Source organism: Pseudomonas sp. FBCC-B1667, from assembly GCF_059133255.1.
This window is the reverse complement of record NZ_CP101437.1, coordinates 3,115,882-3,131,182: the sequence shown is the minus strand read 5'-3', so window position 1 is coordinate 3,131,182 and position 15,301 is coordinate 3,115,882. Positions and strand designations below refer to the sequence as shown.

General features: G+C 60.9%; 10 protein-coding genes. All 10 read left to right on the top strand.

The features are described from left to right. The first annotated feature begins 58 nt into the window (after positions 1–58). On the top strand, positions 59–1,054 hold the full coding sequence (locus tag NL116_RS14185; RefSeq protein ID WP_494377712.1) for an aldo/keto reductase: 996 nt from the start codon (positions 59–61) through the stop codon (positions 1,052–1,054). Positions 1,055–1,248: 194 nt separating this feature from the next. After that, on the top strand, positions 1,249–3,240 hold the full coding sequence (locus tag NL116_RS14180; RefSeq protein WP_494377711.1) for a methyl-accepting chemotaxis protein: 1,992 nt from the start codon (positions 1,249–1,251) through the stop codon (positions 3,238–3,240). A 231-nt stretch (positions 3,241–3,471) separates the two neighbouring features. Then, positions 3,472–3,918, top strand: coding sequence for a DUF411 domain-containing protein (locus NL116_RS14175; RefSeq protein ID WP_494377710.1), 447 nt, complete (start codon positions 3,472–3,474; stop codon positions 3,916–3,918). Beyond that, positions 3,918–4,352, top strand: a complete 435-nt coding sequence (locus NL116_RS14170) for a YqaA family protein (protein WP_494377709.1) — start codon at positions 3,918–3,920, stop codon at positions 4,350–4,352. The genes NL116_RS14175 and NL116_RS14170 overlap by 1 nt, the downstream gene beginning before the upstream one ends. Positions 4,353–4,469: 117 nt before the next feature. Then, the gene (locus tag NL116_RS14165) at positions 4,470–5,489 is read left to right on the top strand and encodes an alpha/beta fold hydrolase (protein WP_494377708.1); all 1,020 of its coding nucleotides are present in this window, start codon (positions 4,470–4,472) and stop codon (positions 5,487–5,489) included. Between the two features lie 13 nt (positions 5,490–5,502). Next, positions 5,503–6,456, top strand: a complete 954-nt coding sequence (locus tag NL116_RS14160; RefSeq protein ID WP_494377707.1) for a D-2-hydroxyacid dehydrogenase family protein — start codon at positions 5,503–5,505, stop codon at positions 6,454–6,456. Positions 6,457–7,034: 578 nt separating this feature from the next. Then, the gene (gene glgA, locus NL116_RS14155; RefSeq protein ID WP_494377706.1) at positions 7,035–8,621 is read left to right on the top strand and encodes a glycogen synthase GlgA; all 1,587 of its coding nucleotides are present in this window, start codon (positions 7,035–7,037) and stop codon (positions 8,619–8,621) included. A gap of 13 nt (positions 8,622–8,634) precedes the next feature. Then, positions 8,635–10,431 (top strand): malto-oligosyltrehalose trehalohydrolase, encoded by a 1,797-nt coding sequence (gene treZ / locus NL116_RS14150; RefSeq protein ID WP_494377705.1) that lies wholly within the window; start codon positions 8,635–8,637, stop codon positions 10,429–10,431. Then, positions 10,428–12,506 (top strand): 4-alpha-glucanotransferase, encoded by a 2,079-nt coding sequence (malQ, locus tag NL116_RS14145; RefSeq protein ID WP_494377704.1) that lies wholly within the window; start codon positions 10,428–10,430, stop codon positions 12,504–12,506. The genes treZ and malQ overlap by 4 nt, the downstream gene beginning before the upstream one ends. Then, positions 12,503–15,280, top strand: coding sequence for a malto-oligosyltrehalose synthase (locus NL116_RS14140; RefSeq protein WP_494377703.1), 2,778 nt, complete (start codon positions 12,503–12,505; stop codon positions 15,278–15,280). The genes malQ and NL116_RS14140 overlap by 4 nt, the downstream gene beginning before the upstream one ends. Positions 15,281–15,301 lie beyond the last annotated feature (21 nt).

Sequence of the window (15,301 nt, the reverse complement as noted above, 5' to 3'; positions counted from 1 at the left end):
TTTATCTTGTTTCTGTCGAGGTCGACACTGTGCGCTCACACCACAGGGAGTTGATTTCATGCAAACACGTCAATTGGGCAAAAACGGCCCGCAGGTTTCCGCCATCGGCCTGGGCTGCATGGGCATGACCGATTTCTACACCACCGGCGTGGACACCCGCGAGGCCACTGCCACCCTCCACCGGGCGCTCGAGCTGGGGATCAACCTGCTTGACACCGCGGACATGTACGGCCCGCACACCAATGAAGAATTGATCGGCAAGGCCATAATCGGCAGACGCAACCAAGTATTCCTGGCGAGCAAGTTCGGCATTGTTCGCGATCCTTCCAACCCCACCGCACGGGGCGTAAATGGCCGCCCGGACTACATTCATGCCTCCATCGACGGCACGCTCAAACGCCTGGGCATCGACACCCTGGACTTGTATTACCAACATCGGATCGACCCGCAGGTGGCCATCGAAGAAACCGTCGGGGCCATGGCCGAACTGGTGAAGGCCGGCAAGGTACGTTACCTGGGCTTGAGCGAGGCTTCCGTTGCCACGCTGGAACGAGCGCAAAAGGTGCACCCCATCAGCGCGCTGCAAAGTGAATATTCGTTGTGGAGCCGCGACCAGGAAGAGAACGGCTGCCTGGCCGCGTGCCAGCGACTGGGCGTGGCGTTTGTGCCCTACAGCCCGCTGGGGCGTGGCTTTCTGACGGGAGCGCTGAAAAGCCCGGACGACTTTGCGGCGGATGATTACCGTCGTTTCAGTCCACGCTTTCAAGGGGAAAACTTTGCGAAGAATCTGTTGCTGGTGCAGCAAGTACAGGCGCTGGCCGCAAAGAAAGGCGTGACAGCAGGCCAATTGGCGTTGGCTTGGGTGCTGGCACAAGGTGACTACCTGATCCCGATCCCCGGCACAAAACAGCGCAAATACCTGGAAGAAAACGTCGAGGCATTGGAGGTGAAACTTAGCGCAGATGAACTGAAAGCGCTGGAAGCGATATTCCCCGCCCATGCCACCGCAGGCTTGCGTTACCCCGAGGAAGTCATGAAGTTGCTCGACCGCTAGTAACGGTGCCTGGCCCGCTCCTCCGAACGGGCCACACCTATAAGCGCCTTGGAGTTGACGCTCTTTCTACTGCCGATGCCCGTTTCTTGGACGATCGTACCTCAAGCTATCCCTGCGCAAGCCGATAACCCGCTGAAGCACCGACGCCCCATCCAAACCTAATAATAAAAGTGCTGCACACAAGGACCGGTCCCATGCCCACATTCCGTTCGATCCAGGCTCGCTACACGCTGTTTCTGGTCCTGTTTATCCTGTTGCTGTTTGTGCTGACGGTGGTCGGCATCAGCCAGTTGGTCGCGCCGAAACTGCGCCATACCGAAGAACAGGTGGCCCTCAATCGCATCGCCGACGTCGCCCGGCAAATTCAGGGCGAACTGAACAAGGTTCAGGCGCAGCAACGCAGCATCACCCAAACCATTCCGTTGCTCGACAGCGCGGGTATCGACACGGTGTTGCCGGGCTTGGTGGATCAGTACGGTGAATTGAAAGTCTTTGGCGGCGGGATCTGGCCGTTGCCCGGCCAACGTGAAGCCGGGCGCAACAAATTCAGCACCTTCTGGCACCGCGACGCCTCGGGCAAACTGGCAGTCAATACGTTCTGGAACAGTGACGCTGCGCCGAACTACTATGACCAGGCCTGGTACAAGGGCGGCATGCAAACGCCACGTGGCCAATGTGCCTGGGCGGCAGCTTATAAAGATGACGCCAGTGCCGAGCCCCGCACCAACTGCGCCATGGCCATTCTGAAAAATGGCGTGGCGTACGGCGTGTCGACCATCGACGTGACGCTGGGCTTCTTCAATGACTTGATCGCGCAAAAAGAAAAAGACCTTGGCGCCGAGATGTTGATCGTCGAAGCCGACGGCAAGATCATCAGCAACAGTTCGCGCATCAGCGGGCCCATCGTCCTGAAAAACATCAGTGAACTGGCGAGCAGCTCACCCTTTGCCAGTCAGGTAAAAGCCGGCCTGCAAAACCGTGACCAGTCGCAGCGCGTGGAATTCGACAACAACGGGGTAGACAGCACTTTCTTCATGCGCCCCATCGAAGGCTCGCCGTGGTTCCTCGCTACCGCCCTGCCGAGCAAACTGATCACCGCCCAGCGCGACGACGTGCTCAGCACCCTGAGCCTGTTGCAAATACCAATGGTGATCCTGCTAGGGCTGTTGCAGATCTACGCGATTCGCCAACTGGTCCTGCGTCTCAAAATCCTCAAGGCCAACATCGACGCGCTGTCTGCGGGCGATGCGGATCTGACCAAGCGCATCACCATCCGCGCCGAGGACGAACTGGGCGCCATCGGCTATTCGGTCAATGCGTTTATCGTCTACTTGCAGAACATGATCGGTGAAGTGACCCAGGCCACCGGCGCCATGGCGTCGAGCCTGGACAATCTGCAACGCACCTCGGCCCATACCAGTCAGATTCTGGTGCGTCATGCTTCGGAAACCGATCAAACCGTCACCGCCATTACCGAGATGAGTTCGACCGCTGAAAGCGTCGCGCAAAATGCCGCCGAGACGGCAGCCTTCACCAAACGTGCCAACGAAAACGCTGACCGTTCGCGCGTGGTGGTGGGCGAAGCGTCGAGCAGCGTGGTTGCGCTGATCGAGGAAGTGGCCAGCGCCACCCACAAAGTCGAAAGCATGCAGCAGGACGCGCAACGCATCACCGAGATTCTCGGGGTAATTGGCGCCATCGCTGGGCAAACCAACTTGCTTGCATTGAACGCCGCCATCGAGGCGGCCCGTGCCGGGGAACAAGGTCGGGGTTTTGCGGTGGTCGCCGATGAAGTCCGCGCCCTCGCCGGCCGCACCCAGGCCAGCACCTCGGAAATCAATGAAATGCTTACGCGCCTGACCCAGGGCGTCAGTTCGTCGGTTGCTGCGATGGAAAACACCCAGGCCAGTTGCCAGTCCGCCGCCGACGCGACAGCACGGGTCAACTCCGGCCTGGATGAAATGGCCGGTTCCGTCAGCCACATCAACGGCCTGAGCACTCAAATCGCCACCGCCGCCTCGCAGCAAAGTGCGGTGACCGAAGAGATCAACCGCAGCATGGTGCAGATTCGTCATATGGTGGATGAACTGGTGAAAAGCGGTCAGGCCAGCGAGCTGAATACCCGGCAACTGGTGGATGCCAATGCACGCGTCAGTTCGATCATGGGGCGGTTCAAGGTTCGTTGATTACCTGAAGCCTGGAGCAAAACCTGTGGGAGCGAGCTTGCTCGCGATTGCGGTGTGTCATTAAACAGTGATGCCGACTGACATGACGCTATCGCGAGCATGCTCGCTCCCACAGGGTTCTGCAGTGTCTGCATTAACTCTGCATCACTTGGAAACAATCTCGTCCCTAATCCGTGGCTAAACTGGTCAAAATGCCTCTTTTTTTGACCGCCACCGAGTCGAGACCTTCCCATGCGAACCCCTCTGCGTCTGGCCGCCTTGAGCGTCCTTTTTATTTCCTCCCTGGCTCAGGCCGCTGACCTGATCCCCATCGAAGTCCATCGCGACGCCAACTGTGGCTGTTGCAAAAAATGGATCAGTCACCTTCAAGCCAACGGTTTCAAGGTAGAAGACCACGTCGAAACCAACATGAGCGAATTCAAGCAACAGCACGGCGTACCGCCGCGTCTGGCGTCGTGCCACACCGCGTTGATCAACGGCAAGTTTGTCGAAGGCCATGTACCGGCGGATCAGGTGCTGGCGTTGAGCAAGCGTGACGACCTGCTGGGCGTTGCCGCCCCAGGCATGCCCATGGGCTCGCCCGGGATGGAAATGGATGGCATGAGCGATGCCTACCAAGTGATCGGCCTGAAGAAAGACGGCACTGATGTCGTGGTGGCGGACTACCCCGCCCATTGATGTCCGGCGCGTACCTTGGGCTGTTTCTCGCCGCGTTCGGTGCTGCGACGTTGCTGCCGCTACAGTCCGAAGCGGTGCTGGTGGGGCTGTTGCTCAGCGAAAAATATTGGCTGTGGTCACTGCTGGCCGTCGCCACCTTGGGTAACGTGCTGGGCTCGCTGGTGAATTGGTGGCTGGGACGCGGCATCGAACGGTTTCGCAATCGGCGCTGGTTTCCGGTCAGCCCTCGTCATCTGGAACAGGCCCGACAGCACTATCAGCGCTACGGCCATTGGTCTTTGCTGCTGAGCTGGGTGCCGATCATCGGTGACCCGCTGACGCTGGTGGCCGGCGTCATGCGCGAACCCTTGGGGCGGTTTCTGCTGATTGTGACCCTGGCCAAGGGCGCACGTTATGGCGTGCTGGCTTTGGCGACCCTCGGTTGGATAGGTTAAAGACATCCTGTGGGAGCGGGCTTCCTCGCTCCCATTGGGGCTGTTTTTATGCCGGATCGATTAATGTCGCCGTAATCGCGCCCTTCCAGCATCGCCGTATTTCCATGGAGTAAACCTATGCCTCCTTCCCGCTGGTTGCCCTGCCTGCTGCTGACCGCCGCGTTGCCTAGCCTGGCCCACGCCGAAGGTCCGGAGTATGGCCCGGAACTACAGGGCTTCGATTACCCCTACACCGTCAAGCACTTTGCCTTTGAATCCCAAGGCAAATCCTTGCAAATGGGTTACATGGACGTCGCCGCCCATGGCAAGGCCAATGGCCGCAGCGTGGTGCTGATGCATGGCAAGAATTTCTGCGGCGCGACCTGGGACAGTTCGATCAAATCCCTCAGCGAGGCCGGCTACCGAGTCATCGCCCCGGACCAGATCGGTTTCTGCACTTCCAGTAAGCCCGACAATTATCAATACAGTTTTCAGCAACTGGCGACCAACACCCAACAACTGCTCAAAGCCTTGGGCATCCAGAAAGCCAGCATCCTCGGCCATTCCACCGGCGGCATGCTCGCCACCCGCTATGCACTGCAATACCCAGAACAAGTCGAGCAACTGGCACTGGTCAACCCTATCGGCCTGGAAGACTGGAAAGCCCTAGGCGTGCCGTATCGCACCGTCGATCAATGGTACGAACGTGAGTTGAAACTCAACGCCGACGGCATCCGCACCTATGAGCGCAACACCTATTATGGTGGCCGCTGGAAGCCGGAATTCGATCGTTGGGTCGACATGCTGGCCGGCCTGAACAAAGGCCCGGGGCATACGCAGGTCGCGTGGAACTCGGCGCTGATCTACGACATGATCTTCACTCAACCGGTGTACTACGAATTCAAAGACCTGAAGATGCCGACGCTGTTGCTGATCGGGACCTCCGACACCACGGCCATCGGCAGCGACATCGCCTCGCCCGAGGTCAAGTCGAAGCTCGGTCACTACGACGTGCTCGGCAAACAAGTGGCACAACTGATTCCGCAGTCGACCCTGGTTGAATTTCCCGGCATGGGCCACGCACCACAAATGGAAGAGCCGGCGCAATTTCACAAGGCCTTGCTCGACTGGCTGAACAAAACCAACCCCGTTCGTTGATGAGGTAAGGCTGATGGCGGTGCAGATTGCGGTAATCGATGACTGGCAGGACGTCGCGCGCGACGTAGTGGACTGGTCGGTGCTGGACAGCGTTGGCGAGGTGAGTTTTGTGCATGACTACCCGGCTGACAACAAAACCCTGGCCGAGCGTTTGGGTGCCTACGAGGTGATTTGCGTGATGCGCGAACGCACCCGGTTCGATGAGGACCTGCTGCGTCGGTTGCCGAAACTCAAGCTGCTGGTGACCGGCGGCATGCGTAATGCGGCGCTGGATTTGAAGGCGGCCGCCGCGTTGGGGATTCAGGTTTGCGGCACCGACAGCTACAAACACGCCGCGCCGGAGCTGACCTGGGCGCTGATCATGGCCGCCACCCGCAACCTCGTCGTCGAAGCCAACGCGTTGCGCGCGGGTCAATGGCAGCAAGGCCTGGGCGGTGATCTGCACGGCAAAACCTTAGCCATCCTCGGACTCGGCAGCATCGGCAAGCGCGTCGCCCAGTTCGGGCAAGTATTCGGCATGCGGGTGATTGCCTGGAGTGAGAACCTGACATCTGAAGTGGCTGCCGAAGTCGGCGTGACCTATGTCAGCAAGCAGGAACTGTTCGAGCAGGCCGACGTGCTGTCGGTGCATCTGGTCCTCAGTGATCGCAGCCGTGGCCTGGTCGATGCCCAGGCGCTGGACTGGATGAAACCCACAGCGCTGCTGGTCAATACGGCTCGTGGGCCGATTGTGGATGAAGCGGCGCTGATCAAGGCCTTGCAGAAAAATCGCTTGGCCGGTGCGGCACTGGATGTGTTTGATGTGGAGCCTCTGCCTGAACATCATCCGTTCAGGACGCTGGAGAATGTGCTGGCGACGCCGCATGTCGGGTATGTGAGTCGGCAGAACTACCAGCTGTTCTTTTCGCAGATGATCGAAGACATTAAGGCGTGGTCGGCGGGTGAACCCATTCGGTTGTTCACCTGATACCGAGTTATCGTTCTTCGCGAGCGAGGCCGCTGCCACATGGGTCCTGAGTACACCAGAGATCAGATGTGGGAGCGGGCTTGCTCGCGAAAGGGCCATTAGCCCCCCCCAACATCCTCATGCAACCGCACCACAACAGTGCGCCCAGCCCTCTCAACCCGCCCATCTTCGTGACTTGCCGGTCCCGTTTTGACCCATCATCAAAAATAAACCTGCCCTTCGTCGGTGCGTTCCCCCCTTCGCGCCGGGTTCTTTTACCCTCTTGAAACTGATTGTCGAACAATTTCACCACTTGACCCGCCCCGCTCTAGGATCTGGCCTAGACTCATTTTCGCGAGGTAAAACCGGTCGGTCATCTGGCGGTAAAAAACTCGAAACTTTCAGGCTTGGCCATGGGTCAGGTTAAAGGTAGGGCCAACGCGACTGGTGCATTCCTTGCAACGGCCCCTCCAACCCATCTGCTTCACCGCATTGGGCAGCATTTGCCACGATGCGTGCGCGTCTGCGCCCGGCCACAGGAATTGGCCACACCGTTTGTGCCAGACCTAAGCTTTAGATCAACACCACGGGAGATTCATATGATTAGTGCGGCTTTAGATATTCAGGGAGAGCGTGCTCATCAGCAGGTCGGCGAATCGAGCGCCGTCAATGCACCGAGCGCGCAATCCATCAGCGTCCCGGGAACCAAGACGCTGGCACCGGCTGCCAGTCAGAATCCAAATAGAAAGAAAGTGTTGTTCGTGACGTCCGAGATTGCCGACCTGGTCAAGACCGGCGGCTTGGGCGACGTCTCCGCCGCGCTGCCACGGGCCATGGCGCAGTTGCATGATGTACGGGTCCTGATTCCCGGATACCCGCAAGTGCTGCACAGCGAAAACCCGATCCACATCATTGGTGAACTGGGTGGGCACGCTGCGCTCCCGCCCTGCAAGATCGGACGCATGGACATGCCGGACGGTCTGGTCATTTACGTGTTGATCTGCCCCGAACTCTACGAGCGCGAAGGTTCACCCTACGGCGCCAACAATGGCCGCGACTGGCCGGACAACCACATTCGTTTCGCCCGCCTGGGCCTGGCAGCCGCCGATATCGCCGCCAATCTTGCACAAATTCACTGGTGCCCGGATCTGGTGCACGCCCATGACTGGCCGGCGGGCCTGGCGCCCGCGTACATGCACTGGCGTGGGCAGCGCACCCCGACCCTGTTCACCATCCACAACCTGGCCTATCAAGGCGTGACCAGCCTCGGTTCCTGCCCTGAACTGGGGATTCCCGCGCACGCCCTGCAACAGGAAGGCATGGAGTTCTACGGCAAGATGTCGTTCCTCAAGGCCGGCATGGCCTATTCGAGCCACATCACCACCGTCAGCGCCACCTATGCCCAGGAAATCACCACGCCGGCCTTCGGCTGTGGCCTCGATGGCTTCCTCGCCGCCAAGACCCAACAAGGCTTGCTCAGCGGCATCCCGAACGGCATTGATGAAAGCTGGGATGCAGCCACTGATACGCACCTGTTCCGCCCGTTCAGCATCGGTGATTGGGACGGCAAAGCAGTGAACGCCGCGCATGTGCGCGAGCTATTCGGCCTGGCCGATTCCGAAGGTCCATTGTTTGCGGTGGTCTCGCGCCTGGTTTATCAAAAAGGCCTGGACCTGACCGAAGCGGTCTCCGAGTACATCGTCAAATCCGGCGGCCAGATTGCAATCATCGGCCGTGGCGAACCGGAAGAAGAACAAGCGATGCGTGAACTGGCCCTGCGTTTTCCAGGGCAAATCGGCGTGCGCATCGGCTTCAACGAAACCGACGCCCGACGCATGTTCGCCGGCAGCGATTTTCTGTTAATGCCCTCGCGTTACGAACCCTGCGGCCTGAGCCAGATGTACGCCCAGCGCTTCGGCTCGTTGCCGGTCGCCCGCAACACTGGTGGCCTGGCTGACACCATTGAAAACGGCGTGACCGGTTTTCTTTTCGATGAATCCACGGTCGAGAGTTACCAGGAAGCCCTGAGCCGTGCGTTCAAGGTGTTCGCCTTCCCCGACCTGCTCCACGCCATGCGGTGTCGGGCCATGGCCGCGCCGTTCAACTGGTGCAAGGCAGTGGAACCCTACGCCGAACTCTACGAACAACTTGTGGCCAAGGCCTTGGGCAAATCAGGCCGACAGTAAGAGGTTTTCAACGATGCCGTTACGGACCCTTGAGACCTGGCCCCACGGCGCAATCATGCTGGACGCAGAGCACACGCGTTTTGCGTTGTGGGCGCCGGATGCGTTTTACGTCAGTGTCGAACTGGAAAATGGACAATCCTTGCCGCTATTGCCCCAAGGTAATGGCTGGTTCGTGATCAAGACCCGCTGCCCCGCGGGCACCCGCTACCGTTACAACATCGATGGCGAGCTGGAGGTGCCGGACCCGGCCTCCCGCGCGCAAGACGGCGATATCGGCAGCCACAGTGTAGTGGTCGATCCGTTGGCTTATCGATGGCAACACAACACCTGGCAGGGCCGGCCATGGAACGAGGCGGTCATCTACGAGCTGCACGTCGGTGTGCTCGGCGGTTTCAGTGCCGTTGAACAACACTTGTCGCGCCTCGTCGAACTCGGCATCACCGCCATTGAGCTGATGCCGCTGGCGCAATTCCCCGGTGAACGCAATTGGGGTTACGACGGCGTCTTGCCTTACGCCCCCCAGGCGTCCTATGGCTCGCCCGAGCAACTCAAGCACCTGATCGACACCGCCCACGGCCTCGGCCTGGCGGTGATTCTCGACGTGGTTTACAACCACTTCGGCCCGGACGGCAATTACCTGCACCACTACGCCAAGAGCTTTTTCCGCGAGGACAAACACACGCCGTGGGGCGCGGCCATCGACTTCCGTCAGCGTGAAGTACGGGATTTCTTCATCGACAACGCATTGATGTGGGTGCTGGAGTATCGCTTCGACGGCTTGCGCCTGGACGCGGTGCACGCCATTGAAAGCCCTGACTTCCTTGAAGAACTCGCGCAACGGGTTCGCCAGCAAACCGAACCCTCGCGTCATGTGTGGCTGATGGTGGAAAACGAACACAATGAGGCGAGCCTGCTGGAAAAAGGATTCGATGCGCAGTGGAACGATGACGGCCACAACGCCCTGCATGTGTTGCTGACCGGTGAAACCGACGCCTACTACGCCGATTACGCCGAGCAGCCCACCGAACAACTGGCCCGCTGCCTGAGCCAGGGCTTTGTGTTTCAGGGCCATCTCAATCGCCACGGCACGCCGCGAGGTGAACCCAGTGGTCACTTGCCGCCGACCGCGTTCGTGCTGTTTCTGCAAAACCATGACCAGATCGGCAACCGCGCGTTAGGTGAACGACTGCACCAACTGACTCCCCCCGATGCGCTCTACGCGGCCACCACACTGCTGCTGTTGTCGCCGATGATCCCGCTGATGTTCATGGGCGACGAATTCGCCGCGCAGGCCCCGTTTCTGTTTTTCACCAGCCACCACGGTGAACTCGCCGAGTTGGTGCGCGAAGGTCGACGCAACGAGTTCGCGGCGTTCAGCGCCTTTGCCGATCCGCACAAACGCGAACAGATTCCGGACCCGAACGCGCCTCAGACCTTCGCCGCATCGCAACCCAAGCTGGGGGCCAGCGCACTGCCGGCCATTCACGACCTGTATCGCCGCCTGCTGCAGCTGCGCCATCAACACCTCATCCCTCGCCTGCCCGGCACTCAGGCACTGGGCGCCGACGTGCTCGGCCATGCAGCAGTGACTGCGCGCTGGCGGCTGGGCGACGGCAGTGAGCTGCGCATTGACCTGAACCTCAGCGACACGCCAGTGGTCCACACCCCACAGGCCGACACAGTATTGCTGTTCGAACACCCGCCCCACTCGGCGGGCCTGTTGCACGAGGGCAAACTCGCCCCGTATTGCGTGCTAGTCAGCCTCATGGCCGCAGCCCCTTTGCTACCCCCGGATGGAGAGCGCCAATGAGCGATGCGCAACTTGAAATACTGGCCAGCCGCGCAGGCCTGGCCGTCGACTGGATCGACGCCAATGGCCGCCCGCAAAAAGTCGGCCCATCGGTGCTGCGCGCCGTACTTACCGGCCTTGGCCACCCAGCCGGCAGCGCCCAGGAAATCGACGCGAGCCTGCAGGAACTGCAAGCCGTCCAACAGACCCACCGCCTACCGCCGTTGTTAACGGTCGATGTCGGAGCCGGGCTCGATCTGGCGCGGTACTTTGAGCCCGAAACCCCCTGCGACATTCACCTCGAAGACGGCTCTAAGATGTACCTGAAGCTCGATGCACACGCCGTGCTGCCAGGGCTGGTTCCGGTCGGCTACCAGCACGTCAGCATCGACGGGCAATCCTTCACCCTGGCGGTGGCGCCCGAGCGCTGCTACAGCGTCGGCGACGCGGTCGACAATCCCATCCCGCGCACCTGGGGCCTGAGCGTGCAGCTGTATTCCCTGCGACGTGCCGGCGATGGCGGTTTTGGCGACACCCAGGCGCTGGAAGACCTCGCACGGGTGGCTGGCGAACGCGGCGCCGAGGCGTTGGCGATCAGTCCGTTGCACGCCATGTTCGGCAGCGACACACAGCGCTACAGCCCTTACTCGCCCTCCAGTCGTTTGTTTCTCAACAGCCTTTACGCTGCACCCGGCGCCATCCTCGGCGAGCGCGCGATGCGTGCGGCGATTGACACCACCGGGCTGGCCGCAGAATTGCAACAGCTTGAAGCGCGCCCGCTGATTGACTGGCCCGTGGCTGCGCAAGCCAAACACCGCATCTTGCAGGCGTTGTACGAAGGCTTCGTCCACGGTGAACATCCCTTGCATGAAGACTTCAGCAGCTTCCGCCATGCCTCGGGCGAAGCACTGGAAAATCATTGCCGCTTCGAAGCCCTTCAAGAAGTCCGCGCCGCCAAGGGTGAAAGCCTCGATTGGCGCGAGTGGCCCGAACAATGGCGCGACCCGCGCAGCGCTGCCCTGGCCGAATTCGCTGAAGAGAACGCCGCCCGCATCGGCTTCTTCGCCTTTTGCCAGTGGTTGATTACCCGTTGCCTGGAGCGCGCGCAAGCTGCCGCCCGCAGTGCCGGGATGAGCATCGGCCTGATCGCCGACCTCGCCGTGGGCGCTGACGGTGGTGGCAGTCAGGCCTGGAGCCGCCAGGACGAATTGCTCGCCTCACTGACGGTGGGCGCGCCGCCAGACATTCTCAACCGGACCGGCCAGGGCTGGGGCATCTCTGCATTTTCGCCAGAAGGCCTGGTGCGCAACGGGTTTCGCGCGTTCATCGAAATGCTGCGTGCCAATTTTGCCCACGCTGGCGGCCTGCGGATCGACCACATCATGGGCCTGCAACGGCTGTGGGTGATCCCCAACGGCGCACTGCCTCGCGATGGCGCCTACCTTTATTACCCGGTCGACGACTTGCTGCGTTTGCTCGCGCTTGAGTCCCACCGTCACCAAGCGATCGTGCTGGGTGAAGACCTCGGCACAGTACCGGACGGCCTGCGGGAAAAACTCATCGCACGTTCGATCCTCGGCATGCGCGTGTTGCTGTTCGAACAGGACAACGCACACTTCAAGCCTATTCTCGACTGGCCGGACAACGCACTGGCCACCACCAGCACCCATGACCTGCCGACGCTCAATGGCTGGTGGCACGGCCGCGACATCGACTGGAACGCCCGGCTCGGCCTGACCGATGCCAGCGGCGAAATCGAGTGGCGCCAACACCGCGAACGCGAACGCGAAGGCCTGCGTCGGGTGTTGAGCGAGGACCCGCAAAACTTTCGCGAAGAGTCCCATGAAACCGATCAGGTGCTCGACGCCAGCGTCCGTTTCCTCGGGCATACCCGTGCGCCGTTGGTGTTGCTGCCGCTTGAAGATGCCTTGGGCATTGAACAGCAGGCGAACCTGCCCGGCACCATCGACACCCACCCCAACTGGTCACGACGCCTGCCCGGCGACAGCGAATCCTTGCTCGATGACCCGGACGCGGCCCGACGCCTCGAATTGCTCGCCTGCGCGCGGCTTCAGGCGGGCGAGCGTGACCAATGACGGCACCGATTATCCGAGCGCCGCGAGCGACCCTGCGGCTGCAATTTCACAAAGGCTTCACCCTTGATCAAGCGGTGCCGCTGGTGCCGTATTTCGCCCGTCTGGGCATCAGCCACGTCTATGCCTCGCCGCTGCTGGCGGCTCGCGCCGGCTCCATGCATGGCTACGACGTGGTGGACCCGACTACCGTCAATCCCGAACTGGGTGGCGAAGACGCACTGCGGCGTCTGGTCGGTGCCCTGCGCGAACAAGGGATGGGCCTGATCCTCGACATCGTCTCCAACCACATGGCCGTCGGCGGCGCGGACAACCCGTGGTGGCTGGACCTGCTGGAATGGGGGCGCCTGAGTCCGTTTGGCGAGTTTTTCGACATCCAGTGGCACTCGCCGGACCCGTTGATGGAAGGCCAGCTGTTGCTACCGTTCCTCGGCAACGACTACGGCATCGCCTTGCAAGACGGCACCTTGCCCCTGCGCTTCGATGCGCAGGATGGCAGCTTTTATGTGCAGCATTACGATCACCGCTTCCCGATCTGCCCGATGAATTACGGCGAGTTGCTGCCCACCGAGGTCGAACCGCTGAAGACGCTGGCGGAGCGCTTCACCACCCTGAGTTACCAGACCGACGCACACAACCTGGCGGTGCCGCTGAAAGCCGAATTGCGCGAACTGGCCAGCGATCAGGCGCTGCTCAAGTCCATCGAACAGCACCTCGGCATTTACGATTCGCTCACACCTGACGGATTCCAGCGTTTGCACACCCTGCTTGAACGCCAGAGTTATCGACTGGCCAGCTGGCGCACGGCGGCGGATGACATCAACTGGCGGCGTTTTTTCGATGTCAACGAACTGGGCGGCTTACGCGTCGAACGCCCCGCCGTGTTCGAAGCCACCCACGCGAAAATCTTCGAACTGGTGGCTGAGGGGTTGGTGGACGGTCTGCGCATCGACCACATCGACGGCCTTGCCGATCCTCGTGGCTACTGCCGCAAACTGCGACGCCGGGTCGATAGACTGTCACCGGGGCGGCACTTGCCGATCTACGTCGAGAAGATCCTCGGCGAAGGCGAAACCCTGCACCGCGACTGGTCGGTGGACGGCACCACCGGTTACGAATTCATGAACCAGTTGTCGCTGTTGCAACACGATCCACACGGCGCGAACACCTTGGGCGAACTCTGGCAGCGCTTCAGCGAACGGCCGGCCGATTTCCAGCAGGAAGCGCAGTTGGCGCGGCAGCAAATCCTCAATGGCTCGCTGGCCGGTGATTTCGAAAGCGTTGCCCAGGCTTTGCTGCAAGTGGCCCGTGACGACCTGATGACCCGCGACCTGACCCTCGGTGCGATCCGCCGGGCGTTGCAGGAATTGATCGTGCACTTCCCGGTGTACCGCACGTACATCAGCCCCCGTGGCCGCTCCGCTGAAGACGATGTGTTTTTCCAGCAGGCCATGGACGGTGCACGACACACCCTCAGCGAAGCCGATTGGCCAGTGCTCGATTGCCTGGCCGGCTGGCTCGGCGGCGAACCGTGGCGCAAGCGTCCGGTGGGTCGCTCGCGCAAATTGCTCAAGCATGCCTGCGTACGCTTTCAGCAATTGACGTCGCCGGCCGCCGCCAAAGCCGTTGAAGACACCGCGTTCTATCGCTCGGCGGTGTTGCTGTCGCGCAATGACGTGGGGTTCAGCACCGAACAGTTCAGCGCCCCGGTGTCGGATTTCCATGCGGCCTGCGCCCAGCGTCTGACTGCGTTCCCGGACAACCTGCTGGCCACGGCGACCCACGACCACAAACGCGGCGAAGACACCCGCGCACGTCTGGCGGTGTTGAGCGAACGCAGCGCCTGGTACGCCGAGCAAGTCCCGCTCTGGCGCACACTTGCCCGACCACTGCGCGACGATGATCACATGCCGTCGGCGGGCGATGAGTTGATCTTGTATCAGGCAATCCTCGGCAGCTGGCCGTTGACCCTGCACATCGACGATCAGCCGGCGCGTGAGGATTACGCTAAACGCCTCTGGCAGTGGCAACAAAAAGCCCTGCGCGAAGCCAAACTGCAAAGCAGCTGGAGTGCGCCGAATGAACCCTATGAGCAGGCAATGCAAAGGTTTATCGAGCGCCTGTTTCTGGCCCCCGAAGGTGAACTGTTGCGCGCCGCCCTCGGTAAAGCCGTTCAGGCCATCGCCCCTTCCGGTGCTATTAATGGCTTGGCGCAAACCTTGCTGCGAATGACCGTGCCGGGGGTGCCGGACCTCTATCAGGGCAACGACTTCTGGGACTTCAGCCTGGTCGATCCGGACAACCGCCGGCCGGTGGATTACGCCCGTCGTGAGCGAGCCCTTCAAGCGACACCGGAGGTGCCCGATCTGTTGTCCAACTGGCGTGACGGGCGCATCAAGCAAACGCTGATCGCCGAGGTGCTGAACCTGCGCGCCAAGCATGCCGAACTGTTTTCCCGAGGGTGCTATCAGGCCCTTGAAGTGGTCGGCAGTCAGGCTCATCGGGTGTTGGCATTTGCCCGCGAGCTGGAGGGAAAACGCGCCATCGTGATCGTCCCGATACGCTGCGCCGAACTGCTGAAAAACAGTGCCCAACCGCAGATTGATGCGCCGCTGTGGGGCGATACACGGGTCAAATTACCGTTCGCCTCCTCCGATGAAAATCTGAAGGGACTTTTTTCCAGCCTCGCAGTCACAAAAAACAGGGAGCTGAACATCAGCGCCGCGCTGGGGGTTGTCCCGGTCAATCTCTTTATCCAACTCTTTACCCAAGCTTGAGTTCAGTTCAGGAGCATTGCG